Here is a 13,937-nt window from a genome sequence, read left to right as displayed (position 1 = left end):
ATGGCCGAGGAACGTGAGCTCAAGGTACGGGCGCTGCTCGACACCGTACGGGCCGAGGGACGTACAGCGCTCACCGCGCCCGAGGGAAAGGTGATCGCCGACGCGTACGGGATCGCCGTCCCCGGCGAGGAGCTCGCGACCGATGCCGACCAGGCGGTGGCGGCCGCGGCCCGCTTCGGCGGACCCGTGGTGCTGAAGATCGTGTCGCCCGACATCCTGCACAAGACCGACGCCGGCGGCGTGATCGTGGGCGTGGAGGGCGAGAGCGCCGTACGGGAGGCGTACCAGCGGATCGTCGACAACGCGCACGCGTACGCGGCCGATGCCCACATCACCGGCATCCAGGTGCAGGAACTGCTGCCCACCGGACCCGACACCCAGGAGGTCATCGTCGGGTCCGTCACCGACCCGACCTTCGGCAAGGTCGTCGCCTTCGGACTCGGCGGCGTCCTGGTCGAGGTGCTCAAGGACGTCACCTTCCGGCTCGCGCCGGTGACGGAGGACGAGTCCCTCGACATGCTCGACTCCATCAAGGCCGCGGAGGTGCTGCGCGGCGTGCGCGGCGCCAAGGGCGTCGACCGGGAGGCACTGGCCGAGCAGATCCGCCGCGTGTCCCAACTGGTCACGGAGTTCCCGGAGATAGCCGAGGTCGACCTCAACCCGGTGATCGCGACCCCGAAGGGCGCGCTCGCCGCCGACATCCGCGTCATCCTCGCCGAGGGCGAGCCGAAGCGGCGGCGCACCTACACGCGCGAGGAGATCCTGACCTCGATGCGGCGGCTGATGGAGCCGCGCTCCGTCACCGTGATCGGTGCCTCCAACGAGCAGGGCAAGATCGGCAATTCGGTGATGCGCAACCTCATCGACGGCGGCTTCTCCGGCGAGATCCACCCGGTGAACCCGAAGGCCGACGACATCCTGGGCCGCAAGGCGTACAAGAGCGTCACGGACGTGCCCGGCGACGTGGACGTGGCGATCTTCGCGATCCCCGCCAAGTTCGTGGCAGCGGCCCTCGAAGAGGTGGGCCGCAAGGGCATTCCGAACGCGGTCCTCATCCCCTCCGGGTTCGCCGAGACCGGCGAGCACGAGCTCCAGGACGAGATCGTGGCCATCGCCGAGCGCTACGGCACCCGGCTGCTCGGCCCGAACATCTACGGCTACTACTCGACGTGGCAGGACCTGTGCGCCACGTTCTGCACGCCGTACGACGTGAAGGGCGGCGTCGCGCTCACCAGTCAGTCCGGTGGCATCGGCATGGCCATCCTGGGCTTCGCTCGCACCACGAAGACGGGTGTCTCGGCGATCGTCGGGCTCGGCAACAAGTCGGACCTGGACGAGGACGACCTGCTCACCTGGTTCGGCGAGGACCCCAACACCGACTGCATCGCGATGCACTTGGAGGACCTCAAGGACGGGCGCGCCTTCGTGGCAGCCGCGCGCGAGACCGTGCCGAAGAAGCCGGTCGTGGTCCTGAAGGCGGGGCGTACGGCGGCGGGCGCCAAGGCGGCCGGTTCCCACACGGGCGCGCTCGCGGGCGACGACGCCGTGTACGACGACATCCTCAAGCAGGCCGGTGTCATCCGGGCGCCCGGCCTCAACGACATGCTGGAGTACGCGCGGGCGCTGCCAGTGCTTCCGACGCCCAAGGGCGACAACATCGTGATCATCACGGGGGCCGGCGGCTCGGGTGTGCTGCTCTCGGACGCCGTGATGGACAACGGGCTTGAACTGATGGAGATCCCGGCCGACTTGGACGCGGCCTTCCGGAAGTTCATCCCGCCGTTCGGCGCCGCGGGCAACCCCGTCGACATCACCGGCGGCGAGCCCCCGTCGACGTACGAGGCGACGATCCGGCTCGGCCTGGAGGATCCGCGGATCCACTCGCTGGTGCTCGGCTACTGGCACACCATCGTCACCCCGCCCATGGTGTTCGCGGAGGTGACGGCGCGCGTCGTCCAGGAGTTCAGGGAGCGCGGCATCGAGAAGCCCGTGGTGGCCTCACTGGCCGGCGACGTCGAGGTCGAGGAGGCGTGCCAGTACCTCTTCGACCGGGGTGTCGTCGCGTACCCGTACACGACCGAGAAGCCCGTCGCGGTGCTTGGCGCCAAGTACAAGTGGGCCCGCGCGGCAGGGAAGTTGGGGGGCGGTCGATGACGTAGGCGACCGACGGATCCGGTCGGCGGTGTGCGCCGACCGGACCCAGGCCCCGTGCGCACACGAAAGAAATTTGGACAGGGGGCGCTGCCCAGATCTTTCGACGCAAGGGAAACGATCGACATGACAACAACCGATCTGCCGAGTCCCGTCCCCTACAGGGAGGTGACGGACGCCAACGGCCGGATGTACCGGGTTGGCGAGAGCGACATCGACATCATGGGTCGCGGTCGCAAGTGGATGGTCATCCTGCCCTGGGTGGGCATGATGGGCATCTCGTCCGCGGAGTACGCGTTCGCGTCCGCCGAGGACACACTGCACACCGCGCACCATTGGAACAGCGGACACATCTTCTGGATGATGACCGTCTGGGTGTTCTTCCAGGCGGCCGTGGCCATGCCCGCGGGCAGGCTCCGGGAGAGCGGCAAACTGCCGGCCCGCTGGGCCATGATGCTCGGCGCCGTGGGTACCTTCCTCGGCTATCTGTCGCTGGCCTTCGCACCGCACGTCATCGTCGCCTACATCGGCTTCAGTGTCTTCAGCGGTATGGGCGCCGGCATGGTGTACGCGACCTGCGTCAACATGGTCGGCAAGTGGTACCCGGAGCGCAGGGGCGGCAAGACGGGCTTCGTCAACGGCGGTTTCGCCTACGGCTCGGTCCCGTTCGTGTTCCTGTTCACCGGGTTCATGGACCTGACCAACTTCCGCTGGGTGCTGGTCTCGGTGGGTGTGCTGCTCGCCGCGATGGTCGCCGTCGCGGGCTCCTTCTTCAAGGACCCGCCGAAGAACTGGTGGCCGGCGAACATCGACCCGCTCAATCCTCCGGAGGACCCGCGGGCCCGCCGGTCGCTGGAGAAGAACCCGCCGGCCGTCAAGCAGTACACCCCCATGGAGGCATGGAGGACCGGTCGGGTCGCGCTGATGTGGTTCTGCCTGGCCTGTACGTCGGGTGTGAACATCTTCGGCATCGCCTTCCAGGTCGACATCGGCAAGGAAGCGGGCTTCGCGGGCGGAATCGTGGCCACCGCGATGTCACTCAAGGCGGTCGTCAACGGCACCGGTCGCGGTGTCATCGGCTGGCTCTCCGACCGGTACGGCCGCAAGCAGTGTCTGCTGGCGGTCTGCTTCATCCTGGGCCTCGCCCAGTTCGGCATCATCTGGTCGGCCTCGGAGCAGATGCTCGCGATGTTCCTGGTCTTCTCCGCGATCTCCGGATTCGGCGGTGGCGCGATCTTCCCGATGTTCGCGGCCCTGACCGCGGACTACTTCGGTGAGAACAACAACGCAACCAACTACGGCATGGTCTACAGCTCAAAGCTCGTCTCAGGGCTCGGCGCGGGCATGGGGTCCGTCGTCGTCGGCGCCTGGGGACACTCCGGAGCCTTCATCCTGGCCGGCTGCATCTCGTTCTTCGCCGGCTTCGTGGCTATCTTCCTGTCCCCGCCCGGTAGGCCCAAGAAGCGTGGGGTCCACCCCAACCCACACCCCCTTGGTGAGGAGATGGCTTGATATGACGGCGGAACCTGTCTCCGCTAGTAACACGGCACCGGCTACGGGGAGCCGGTACCGAGAAATCACCGACGAGCACGGCCGGATCTATCGCGTCGGCGAGACCGACCGCGACATCCTCGGCCACTCCCGCAAGTTCATGGTGTATCTGCCATGGGCCGCGATGATGGCCATCAGTGTCTTCGAGTACGCCTACGGGTCAGCGGAGGACACGTTGTCCTCCGCGCACGGCTGGACGCAGTCCAACACCTTCTGGATCCTGAGTGTCTGGGTGTTCTTCCAGGCAGGTGTGGCGTTCCCGGCCGGCTGGCTGCGGGAGAAGGGCATCATGCCGGCCCGGCGCGCCATGTACGTGGGCGCCTTCATGTGCCTGTTCGGATTCCTGGCCCTGTCGCACCTTCACAACGTGTGGCTGGCCATCATCGGATTCGGCATGATCGGCGGGCTCGGCTCCGGGTTCGTGTACGCGACCTGCATCAACATGGTCGGCAAGTGGTACCCCGAACGCAAAGGCGGCAAGACAGGTTTCGTCAACGGAGGCTTCGCCTACGGCTCGCTTCCGTTCATCTTCATCTTCAACTACGCCTTCGACACGTCGAACTACCACCGGGTGCTCGACATGATCGGCGTCTACGTGCTGATCGTGGTGCTGGTGTGTGCGTTCTTCTTCCGGGACCCGCCGAAGAACTGGTGGCCATCGGACATCGACCCGCTGGCGAAGTCGGGCGACAGCAAGAGCCAGGCGGCGCTGGCCAAGAACCCGCCGGCCGTCAAGCAGTACACCCCCATGGAGGCCATCAAGACTGGCCAGCTGCCGCTGATGTGGCTGAGCCTGGTCCTGACGGCAGGTGTGTCGATCTTCGGCATCTCCTTCCAGGTCGACTTCGCCAAGGAGGTCGGGTTCGGTCCACTGGTCGCCGCGTCCTCGATGGGTGTCATGGCGGTCATCAACGGCGTCGGCCGCGCGGTGGTCGGCTGGATGTCGGACCTGTGGGGCCGCAAGGCGAGCCTGATCCTCGTGATCGTCGTCCTCGGCCTGGCCCAGTTCGGCATCATCTGGGCGGGCGACGTCCGCAGCGAGTGGCTGTTCCTGGTCTTCGCGTTCCTGTCCGGCTTCGGTGGCGGCGCGTTCTACCCGATGTTCGCGGCGCTGACCCCGGACTACTTCGGGGAGAACTACAACGCCACCAACTACGGCCTGGTGTACAGCGGGAAGCTCATCAGCGGCCTGTTCGGCGGCGGTCTCGGCTCCATGGTGGTCGGCGCCTGGGGCTACAACGGCGCGTACGCCATGGCCGGCGGGATATCCATGCTGTCGGCGCTCGTGGCGCTGCTGCTGCGGCAGCCGGGGCGGAACGAGAAGGCGGTGTCCTTGACATGATCACGTAAAGGACTGATCCGCGCTGGTCACGTAAAGCGCATCGGTAAGAGTTGAGTGGGGCCCGGCCTGATGGCCGGGCCCCACTCATGTGCGCTCGTGCGCCGGAGTTATTTCCGCAGGGCCGCGAGGTTGTCGTAGCCGATGCGCGCGTGGGTCAGGGACTGGGCGGGGTCGGTGGCGCTGGGCGCGTTGTCCTGCTCGACCATGGGGTGGTGGTAGTTGCGGGCGCCGACCCGCTTGAAGAACGTCCGGTAGTCGATGACACCTTCGCCGAACGGGACCATGTCGTAGCCCATGCCGTTGGTGTCGTTGCGGGTGCCGTCCTTCGCGTGGAAGAGCGGGTAGCGGGCGTTGTGGGCGACGACGAGGGCCGCCGGGTCGAAGACCTTCTCCCGTGTGGAGCCGTCGTGCCCGGTGTAGGTGTGGAACTTGTACTGGGCCACGTGCGCCCAGAAGATGTCCATCTCCAGCCACACCGTCTTCGGGTCGCTGGCCCGCAGGAAGTACTCGAGCTTGCGGATGCCGGAGCTGCGGGTGGGCCTGCCCTGGTCGTCGAGCGGCCCGCCGTCGATGAGGAACCCGTACGCCGCGTCGTGGTTGTGCGTGTAGAGCTTGAGTCCTGCGCGGTCCGCGAGCCGCCCCAGCGCGTTCCACTTGTCGGCGGCGACGTCCCAGTCCGCCTTGTACGAGCTGCCGGTGGGGTCGCCGCCGGTGCCCATGTGGTCCATGCCGAGGATGTTCGCGATCTCCAGATGCTTCTTGAACTGGTCCTTGTCGGCCTCGGTGAGCGGCCAGGACGACGGGATGAAGCCGTGGTTGCCCTGGGCGCGCAGTCCGTACTCGTCGAGCCACGAGCGCAGCAGTTTCGCGCCCGCGACGGACTCCAGGTTCGCCCCTCCGGGCGCGTTGGCGTGCTGGCCGTAGCCGGCGAACTCGACCTGCTTGTAGCCGTAGCGGGCCAGCTCCTTGAACACCTCGCGGAAGCCGGAGGGCAGGTTGCTGCTCAGCGGGTCGCGGCCGGTGGCGTCGCGCACGGTGTAGAGGATGATGCCGCGTTTGTCGGCGGGGATCAGCTTGGTGCCGCGGCCGCCGCCGGAGGAACCGGCCGCCGGCTGGGCGAGTGCGGGTGCGGCGCCGAACACGGGCGCGGCGATGGCGGCGCCGGCGACGGCGGTGCAGGTACTGAGGAAGCGGCGGCGGTTGATACCGAGGCGGGATCTGAGGGCCTCGTCGGGACTTGATCCCTCGTCGGGACCTGCGGTGATGCGGATTTCGGTCACGGGTGCCTTCTCTCAGTCAGGACGTTGTCAGTGGCGCGTGCTTCACTCTCTGTAACTGCTCCTCCTGCCAGGGCGAGGAGGAGGGCTTTCACTTCGGTGGCCGCGACGCGGCCGGAGAGGACGTGGGGGGTGGAGCACAGGATGAGCGGACCTTCTTCCTCGCTCGCCGGGAGCCGGCCGTGGCTGCCGCGAATAGGCGAGGCGTCCAGCGGGACGACCGCCATGCGATAGCGCATGCCGAGCTTCTTGCGGGCGAGGGCGGTGGCCGCCTTGACCTTCACATAGGGGTCGAGGGGGTCCATGAAGAGTTCGACCGGGTCGTAGCCGGGTTTGCGGTGGATCTCGACGAGCTGCGCGAAGTCGGGCGCGCGGGCGTCGTCGAGCCAGTAGTAGTACGTGAACCAGGCGTCGGCCTCGGCGATGGCGACGAGCTCGCCGGAGCGCGGGTGGTCGAGCTGGTGCGCCTTCTTGCCCTCGTCGTCGAGGAGTTGCTCGATGCCGGGCAGTTCGGCGAGTGCCGCTCTGGTGGCGTCGAGGTCCTCGGGGCGGCGTACGTAGATGTGCGCGATCTGGTGGTCGGCGACGGCGAAGGCGCGCGATGCCATCGGGTCGAGGTACTCCATGCCGTCCTGCGTGTGCACCTCGAGCAGTCCCGCGCGGCGCAGCGCCCGGTTGATGTGGACCGGCCGGTCGGCGCGGGTGATGCCGTACTCGGACAGGGCGACGACGGTGCGGCCTTCGGCGCGGGCGTCGTCCAGGAGCGGGGCGAGGGCGGCATCGAGGTCGGCGGCCGTCTGGTGGGAGCGCGGGTCGTCGGGGCCGTAACGCTGCAGGTCGTAATCGAGATGCGGGAGGTAGCTCAGGATCAGGTCGGGGTGGCTGGTGGCCAGGACATGGCGGGTGGCGTCGACGATCCACCGGCTGGAGACGAGGTCGGCGCCCGGGCCCCAGAAGTGGAACAGGGGGAACGTGCCGAGTTTCTCGGTGAGTTCGTCGTGCAGGGCCGGGGGCCGGGTGTAGCAGTCGGGTTCCTTGCGGCCGTCGGCGTAGTAGACGGGACGGGGAGTGATGGTGATGTCGGTGTCGGCGCCCATGGCGTACCACCAGCAGATATTGGCGACCGTGTAGCCGGGGTGGGCGCGGCGGGCGGCGTCCCAGAGCTTGTCGCCCGCGACGAGACCGTTGTGCTGGCGCCACAGCAGTACGTCGCCGAGCTCGCGGAAGTACCAGCCGTTGCCGACGATGCCGTGCTCGGCGGGCATCGTGCCGGTCAGAAAGGTGGACTGGGCGGCGCAGGTGACGGCGGGCAGCACGGTACCGAGCGGGGCGCGGGACCCCGTCCGGCCGAGTCGTTCGAGGTGCGGCATGTGTTCGAGCAGATGGGGGGTGAGGCCGACGATGTCGAGGACGAGGAGCGGGGTGGGCGTCTTCAGCCCCTGCGGCGATTGAGCAGGTCTTTCAAGCCCCGCCGTCGGACGAGAGGCAGCGGGGTCCGGGGCGGAGCCCCGTGGCGTGGGGGCGTCGCCGCGCCGGGCACTCGCCGGTCGACCGGAGGTCATGGCAGCTCCTTGAGGCCGAGGTCGGTCAACAGGTCGCGGGCCAGGGCGAGTTCCGCGGCGATGCCGTCGGCGAGCTGCTGGCGCCCGCGCGGTCGCAGGGCCGGAGGGAGGGCCTGCCACGTGTAGGTCTCGACCTCCAGGTGGCGGGTGAGCGGACGGGCGCCCCCGACAAGACGGGTCAGCGTGTCCTTGAGGACATCGAGCGTGGAGGTGAGGGGCGCGGCGGGGGCCGCGTGCAGCGGGACGTGGAAGTGGGCGCGCCAGGGCACACCCTGCGGCAGCCCCTGCCCGTCGGCCGCCAGCGCTTCGCCGAGGTCGTCGACGCCGTGCAGGGCGCCGTCGGCGCGGGCGCGGGTCTGGTGCAGGAATCGGGGTTCGTCGAACGCGGCAAGTGCGGCCCGGACTTCGGGCAGATGGGGGTGTTCGGCGTGGAGAGCGGCGGAGAGCTGCGCCTTCACGACGGGGATGCGGGCGGTGGCGAGGGCGTCGAGCGCGGCGTCGGGCGGTTCGAAGGAGGTGGCGAGGTGGCAGGTGTCCAGGCACAGGCCGATGCGGTCGGTGCGGGCGACGTCGGTGAGGGGGCCGATGGCGTCGCCGGTGGTCTCGACGATGCACCCGGGTTCGGGTTCCAAGCCGATGCGGATGGAGCGGCCGGTCAGTTCCTCGATGGTGTCGAGACGTTCGGCGAGGGTGCGCAGGGCGGCGCGGGCCCGTTCGGCGCGCTGCGGGTCGTGGGCGGTGCGCCAGGACAGCGGCAGGGTGGAGACGGTGCCCTCGGCGGCGTCAGCGGGCAGCAGGGCGCCGAGCAGCCGGGCCAGGTCGACGGTGTGGGTGAGGCGCTCCTCGTCGGCCCAGTCCGGCTTGTAGACGCGGTACTTGACCTCCGCGGCGCCGAAGCCCTCGTAGGGGAAGCCGTTGAGGGTGACGACCTCGAGGCCGCGCCGGTCGAGTTCGGTGCGCAGCCCGCGCAGCGCGACGGGGTCGGTGATCAGGGCGCGGGCGGCGTCCTTCGCGAGCCACAGGCCGATGCCGAGGCGGTCCCTGCCGAGGCGTTTGCGCACGGGTTCGCAGTGGTCGCGCAGCTGGGCGAGGACACCGTCGAGGGTTTCGGCGGGGTGCACGTTGGTGCAGTACGCGAGGTGGACGGTGGAGCCGTCGGGGTGCCGGAAGCGCATGGGTCACTCACCGCCGCGCAGGATCGAGTTGCCTTCGTGGGTGGCGGGTTCCGTCGCGGGGACGTCGAGCCGCAGACGGTTACTGAGTCCGTAGAAGGCGACCGGGTTGCGCCACAGCACATGGTCGACGTCGTCGTCGGTGAAGCCGGCGGCGAGCATGGCGTCGGCGACCTTGCGGGTCTTGAGCGGGTCGCTGTTGCCCCAGTCGGCCGCGGAGTTGACGAGGACCTTCTCCGGCCCGTGGCCGCGCAGGATCTCCACCATCCGCTCCTCGTCCATCTTGGTGTCCGGGTAGACGGAGAAGCCGAGCCAGGCGCCGGAGTCCTTGGCCTCCTTGACGGTGGTCTCGTTGAGGTGGTCGATCAGGACGCGTTCGACGGGCAGCGCGGACTCGCGGACGACGTCGAGGGTGCGGCGCAGCCCGGCGAGCTTGTCGCGGTGCGGGGTGTGCACGAGGGCGGGCAGGCCGTGGTCGGCGGCCAGTTGCAGCTGGGCGGCGAGCGCGGTGTCCTCGGCGGCGGTCATGGAGTCGTAGCCGATCTCACCGACGGCGACGACGTTGTCCTTCACGAGGTAGCGGGGCAGCGCGTCGAGGACGGGGGTGCAGCGCGGGTCGTTCGCCTCTTTGGGGTTGAGGGCGATCGTGCAGTGGTGCGCGATCCCGTACTGGGCGGCGCGGAAGGGCTCCCAGCCCAGGAGGGAGTCGAAGTAGTCGTAGAACGAGGCGGGCGAGGTGCGGGGCTGGCCGAGCCAGAAGGCCGGCTCCACCAGGGCCCGCACCCCGGCGGCGTGCATCGCCTTGTAGTCGTCGGTGGTGCGCGAGGTCATGTGGATGTGGGGGTCGAAGATGCGCATCAGGACTCCTTGCCGTGGGGATCGGCCCGGCCGTTCGTCAGGGACTCGGGCGCGGTGAGGGCCAGGACGCGGTGCAGGTCGTCGGGGACGGGGCGCCCGGCGGCGGTGCGTTCGTCGGCGAAGTCGCCGAGCATGCGGGCGAGTTCGCCGTCGCCACGGGAGCGGTCGGCCAGGCCCGCCACGGCGTCCACCGGCACCCCGGTGAACAAGCACTTGAGAACAGCGTGCCGCCACGCATGGTCCGGCAGATGGGCGGCGGCGTACGGCCCGACGGCGGCCGCCACCAGGCGGGTGTCGTTGGCGCGCAGGGCGTCCTCGATCAGAGGGAGGGCGTCCGGGCCTTCCACCAGGTGGGGCAGGGCGAGCAGTACGGCGCGGCGCTCGGCGGCGGTGCCCTGCGCGTACAGGGCGGTGAGGGTGGCGGTGTCGGCGCGGGCGGCGTGCAGCAGGAGGAGCCGGACGGCGTCCGCGTGCTCGTCGCCGGTACGGCGACCGGCTTCGGCGAACCGCAACTGCCAGGGAGCGAGGGCATGTTGGGTCGCGTCGAAGACGGGGTGTGCGGCTGCGTCGGCGAGCGCTGCGTGCAGCCAGGCGCGGGCGGTGGCGTCCAGTGCGGCGTCGAGGCGGTCGCGGACGGCGCCGAGGACGGGGAGGGTACCGACGCCTGCTTTACCTATACCTGTGCCGTGCGTGGTCATGGTGTGCCTCCTCGCGGTGCCGGCCGGGTTACGGAGCGCAGGAAGTCGAGGGACCGGGCGGCCAGTTGGGGACCGGCGTGGGAGTGGCGGGGCAGTTCGACGACGGTCAGGCCCCGGTAGCCGGTGGTGGCGAGGGCGTCGAGCACGGGCGGGAAGTCGATCTCCCCTTCCCCGAACGGCAGATGCTCGTGGACGCCTCGGCGCATGTCCTCGATCTGCACATGCCGAAGCCAGGGCGCCGCCGCGCGGACACAGTCGGCGGGAGGCAGCGGTTCCAGGCACTGGCAGTGGCCGATGTCGAGGGTCAGGCCCAGCCCTTCGGGACTGCCCAGGTCGCGGCGCAGCCGGTGGAAGTCGGCGAGCGTGGCGAGGAGATGACCGGGTTCCGGCTCGATGGCAAGAGGGACGTCGGCGGCATCGGCGGCCTCAAGTACAGGGGTGAGCGCCCCGGCGAGCCGCTTCCACGCGGCGTCCGGGTCGGTGCCGTCGGGGGTGACGCCGCTGAAGCAGTGCACCGCGTGGGCACCCAGGTCGGCGGCGACCTGGACCGCGCGGACGAGCAGGCGGATACGGGCGTCCCGGGCGTCGGGGTCCGGGTCGAGGAGGGAGGGGCCGTGTTTGCGGCGTGGGTCGAGAACGTAGCGGGCGCCGGTCTCCACGGTGGCCGTGAGCCGGTGCCGGTCGAGGGTCCGGGCCACCTCGCCGGTGCGGGCCGCCAGGTCCGGGGCGAGGGGATCGAGGTGCATGTGGTCGAGGGTGAGCCCGACGCCGTCGTAGCCGAGGTCGGCGAGCAGTCCGAGGGCGTCGTCGAGGCGCAGGTCGGTGAGTCCGTTGGTGCCGTATCCCCAGCGGGGCGGGGCCGGTTCGGTGCCGCTCGCGGTCATGTGACGCTCACCTTCTTCGCGAAGTGGCGGGCGAGCGGGGCCAGGGCGAGGGTGGCGAGGGCGGTCACCGGGGCGCCGGAGCGGGCGGCCAGCGCGGACTGGAGGGGGACGAGCGCGCGGATACCGGCGCCGACGGCGCGTTGGGTGAGCGGGGGTGAGGGGTTGAGGGCGGCGTGGAAGAGGGGGCGCAGGGCGGTGGTGGCGTATGCGGTGACGGGGAGGGTGAGGGTGATCGGGGCGGGGCTTGTGGCCTGGGGACGTTGGGCGAGAGGGCCTGCGGGGTTGTCCCGGCGGCCGCGCAGCAGCCTGGGGGCGGCCTTGGTGCTGAGGGCGGCGCCCATTCCCATGCCGGCTTCGATGTGCGGGCTCGGGAGCCCGTCCCCTGCTGCACGCGGGTTCACGCCCCCGGACGCGCCCCGACCCTCGCCCCGCGCCCAGCGGACGTCTCTCGCCCGCGGGGCCAGGAGCGCGGCGGCGATCGCGGTGCCCGTGGCCAGGGCCGTCAAGGGGCCGGTGACGGAGCCTCCCTGGGTTTCGTTGCGGGAGACGGTGGTGACCGCGGTCGTGTGGGCGGCCAGGGTGGCGGCCGCCGTGAGGGCCTGGGGCAGGGGCCCGGGCGCGCCCGCCGGGCGCGTCGCCGCCGCCCCCATCAGCAGGTCCAGGGCGCGGGCCGTGCCCATCGCCGGCGGGCCCGCCGCGGTGCCCTTCAGGCGCAGGTCGTACGCCCACACCGTGGCCGCGAGTGCCGTGGCCACCGCGCCGGTCGTCCGGCCCGCCCGGCAGGCCAGGGCGAGGCCCGCGCCCGTCAACGCGCCCGCCGCCGCCAGGGCGTGGGCCGGTCGGATGCGGCCGGAGGGCAGCGGGCGGTGGGGGCGGTCGCGGGCGTCCTCGTCCCGGTCGGCCCAGTCGTTGAGCGCCATGCCCGCCGCGTACAGGCTGACGGAGGCGCCGACGGCCAGGAACGTGCCACGGGTCGGGCGGGATCCCGTCACCGCGGCCCCGGCCAAGGCGTCGCCCGGGACGGTCAACAGGGCCGGAAGGCGAAGGAGTTCGACCCACGCCCGGCCCCGCCGCCGCAACCCGGAGCCCGCGTCCCGACCCGGCCCCCGCACAACCGGCGCCCTGCCCCGACCCCGCTCCCCCGCCCCGGCGGCAGCCGCCCCGCTCACGCCGCACCGCCGCGCCGCAGGCGGTCCGCGAAGGCGAGCAGGGACGCGTACTGGTGGTCCAGGTCGGAGGATGCGCCGGGGTCGGGATCCTTGAAGTAGAAGCCCAACTCCGGGCGGGGACCGGTCAGTCCGGACTGCGCAGAGCGCAACAGCAGGCGCGCGAGGTCGAGGACGAGGGGCGCGGCGAGGGCCGAGTCGCAGCCCTGCCACGTGGTCTGCAGGGTCATCCGCGCGCCGAGGAAACCGTCGAAGGCGATGTGGTCCCAGGCCGTCTTCCAGTCACCGAGCGCCGGGACGTCGTCGATGTGGACCTCGCCCTGCGGGACGGCGCCGAGGGTGTCGGCGAGGACGCGTTCCTTGCCGGCATTCTTCGCGGCGGCCGCGGCCGGGTCGGCCAGGGCCGCGCCGTCACCGCCGCCGAGGAGGTTGGTGCCGGACCAGGCGCGCACGTCGAGCGCGCGCCTGCGGAACATCGGGCCGAGCACGGACCGCAGCAGGGTCTGCCCGGTCTTGCCGTCGCGGCCCGCGAAGGGGACGCCCGCGGTGTGGGCCGCGTGCTGAAGAGAGGGGTGGTGGAGTCCCGTGGAGGGGGTGAAGTTGATGTACGGGCAGCCGGCGCGCAGGGCCGCCGCCGCGTACAGGGAGCTGGCCGGGAGGTCGTCGCCGGTTGGTGGTGCCTCGGTGGAGGCGACGTTCACGACGACGGCCCCTGCCAGGGCGTGGCGCCGTACGAAGGACTGGATGTCGGCGGTGAAGGCGGCGATCAGCTCGTCCTGGGTGCGGCCGTCGCCGGGAAGTGGCCCGCCGGGCCTGATCTCCCGTTCGGCGGCGGCGAGTTCGCCGTGCACCGCGCCCGGCAGGCCGTGCGGCAGTACTCCCCCGGCAGCGAGCTGTTCGGCGCGTTTGGGCAGCGGGCAGTCGAGGGTGTCATGGCCGCCGAAGACGAGCGATGTCAGGGACGGCAGGCCCGCCGCGGTGAACGGCTCGGTCTCCGTGACCATCCCGGAGGGCGGATGCAGCCCGGCGCCGACGGCGGCGCAGCCCGCGACCGCCGTGGTGGCGACGGAGCCGCGGGCCCCGATCAGCCATACACCGAACCGTCGGTTCGAGGAGGACGGAGAGGACGGGGAGGACGGAGCGGGGAAGGATCCGGCGGACATGGGAAACCTCCTGGTCGAACGTGACGTCACGTGCAAAGCCGAAGCCGTGTCCGGCGTCGATCACGGCCTCGTGCGCCGAGCCGGCGGGCCCGGGGCCGCGCCCGGTGTCGGGC

At 70.8% G+C, this 13,937-nt stretch carries 11 protein-coding genes; 3 read left to right on the top strand and 8 right to left on the bottom strand.

Translation table 11 applies throughout. From position 1 onward, the window contains the following. The 3 genes from OG746_RS17320 to OG746_RS17310 all read left to right on the top strand — a co-directional run bounded on the left by OG746_RS17320 (position 1) and on the right by OG746_RS17310 (position 5,044). Positions 1-2,154, top strand: coding sequence for an acetate--CoA ligase family protein (locus OG746_RS17320; protein WP_266715513.1), 2,154 nt, complete (start codon positions 1-3; stop codon positions 2,152-2,154). A gap of 123 nt (positions 2,155-2,277) precedes the next feature. After that, a complete protein-coding gene (locus tag OG746_RS17315) occupies positions 2,278-3,663 on the top strand; it encodes an OFA family MFS transporter (RefSeq protein WP_266715512.1) in 1,386 nt (461 codons plus the stop codon). 1 nt (position 3,664) lies between these two features. Then, positions 3,665-5,044, top strand: coding sequence for an OFA family MFS transporter (locus tag OG746_RS17310; protein WP_266715511.1), 1,380 nt, complete (start codon positions 3,665-3,667; stop codon positions 5,042-5,044). A gap of 107 nt (positions 5,045-5,151) precedes the next feature. Here OG746_RS17310 and OG746_RS17305 read toward each other — a convergent pair whose 3' ends face one another. From OG746_RS17305 to OG746_RS17270, 8 genes are read right to left on the bottom strand one after another with little or no spacing between them, the layout of a single operon-like run. Then, positions 5,152-6,309 carry a sugar phosphate isomerase/epimerase family protein gene (locus OG746_RS17305; protein WP_266719015.1) on the bottom strand — a complete coding sequence of 386 codons (1,158 nt, stop codon included), beginning with the start codon at positions 6,307-6,309 and terminating at the stop codon, positions 5,152-5,154. Between the two features lie 11 nt (positions 6,310-6,320). After that, positions 6,321-7,883, bottom strand: coding sequence for an alkaline phosphatase family protein (locus OG746_RS17300; protein ID WP_524540420.1), 1,563 nt, complete (start codon positions 7,881-7,883; stop codon positions 6,321-6,323). Further along, on the bottom strand, positions 7,880-9,058 hold the full coding sequence (gene eboE / locus OG746_RS17295) for a metabolite traffic protein EboE (RefSeq protein ID WP_266715510.1): 1,179 nt from the start codon (positions 9,056-9,058) through the stop codon (positions 7,880-7,882). The genes OG746_RS17300 and eboE overlap by 4 nt, the downstream gene beginning before the upstream one ends. 3 nt (positions 9,059-9,061) lie before the next feature. Next, positions 9,062-9,913, bottom strand: coding sequence for a TatD family hydrolase (locus OG746_RS17290; protein WP_266715509.1), 852 nt, complete (start codon positions 9,911-9,913; stop codon positions 9,062-9,064). Further along, positions 9,913-10,611: an EboA domain-containing protein gene (locus tag OG746_RS17285; protein WP_266715508.1), complete on the bottom strand. Its 699-nt coding sequence runs from the start codon at positions 10,609-10,611 to the stop codon at positions 9,913-9,915. Before OG746_RS17285 ends, OG746_RS17290 begins: the two co-directional genes overlap by 1 nt. Continuing rightward, a complete protein-coding gene (locus OG746_RS17280; protein ID WP_266715507.1) occupies positions 10,608-11,495 on the bottom strand; it encodes a sugar phosphate isomerase/epimerase family protein in 888 nt (295 codons plus the stop codon). The genes OG746_RS17285 and OG746_RS17280 overlap by 4 nt, the downstream gene beginning before the upstream one ends. Further along, the gene (locus OG746_RS17275; protein ID WP_524540419.1) at positions 11,492-12,664 is read right to left on the bottom strand and encodes an SCO3242 family prenyltransferase; all 1,173 of its coding nucleotides are present in this window, start codon (positions 12,662-12,664) and stop codon (positions 11,492-11,494) included. The genes OG746_RS17280 and OG746_RS17275 overlap by 4 nt, the downstream gene beginning before the upstream one ends. Beyond that, the gene (locus OG746_RS17270; protein WP_266715505.1) at positions 12,661-13,824 is read right to left on the bottom strand and encodes an inositol-3-phosphate synthase; all 1,164 of its coding nucleotides are present in this window, start codon (positions 13,822-13,824) and stop codon (positions 12,661-12,663) included. The genes OG746_RS17275 and OG746_RS17270 overlap by 4 nt, the downstream gene beginning before the upstream one ends. Positions 13,825-13,937: the final 113 nt, after the last annotated feature.

It is taken from the genome of Streptomyces sp. NBC_01016 (genome assembly GCF_026341035.1).
In the GTDB taxonomy this organism is placed as follows: Bacteria; Actinomycetota; Actinomycetes; order Streptomycetales; family Streptomycetaceae; genus Streptomyces.
The sequence above is the reverse complement of the archived record's forward strand: the minus strand, read 5'-3'. Positions and strand labels throughout refer to the sequence as shown.